This window comes from Maribellus luteus, from assembly GCF_003576475.1.
Classification (GTDB): domain Bacteria; phylum Bacteroidota; class Bacteroidia; order Bacteroidales; family Prolixibacteraceae; genus Draconibacterium; species Draconibacterium luteum.
Genome location: NZ_QWGR01000306.1, coordinates 1 through 513 on the forward strand (window position 1 = coordinate 1; position 513 = coordinate 513).

Annotated in this window: 1 protein-coding gene; it reads right to left on the reverse strand. The window is 67.1% G+C overall.

The window, feature by feature from the left end:
• A partial coding sequence (locus D1614_RS25240; RefSeq protein ID WP_155523352.1) for a TonB-dependent receptor plug domain-containing protein occupies window positions 1–513 on the reverse strand: 513 nt, incomplete at both ends.

Sequence of the window (513 nt, forward strand, 5' to 3'; positions counted from 1 at the left end):
CTCGCGGCCGGTCAGACGGTCGCGTCCGTAGCCGCTGTGGCTCTTGAGCGATCCGGCCAAGCGCAAGACGGCGGCTTCCTCCAAGGGGAGGTCGACGCGGCCGTCCAGTTGCCGCAGGTCGTAGTCGCCGACGCCTGCGCGGACGATCGCGGTGGGGGTGGAGAAGCTGGGCTTGCCGGTGTCTAGGATGATGGCGCCGCCGGTCACGTTGCGCCCGAACAGCGTACCCTGCGGGCCCTTGAGCACCTGCACCGAATTCAGGCCATAGAGATCGAACGTCGCGGCGCTGTTGCGCGGGATGAACAGGTCGTCGAGGACGACCGCCACCGGCTTGTTCGCGCCGATCTGGGTGAAGGTGTTGGTCGCGCCGCGAATGGCGATGGTCGGGCTGCTGTAGCTGAACGACGAGACGAGCAGGCCTGGCGTCAGTCGCGATATGTCGCGAAGACTCTCCAGGCGATAGGTTTCCGCCGCCCGTCCGGAGAAGGCGGTCAGGGTGATCGGCACATCCTG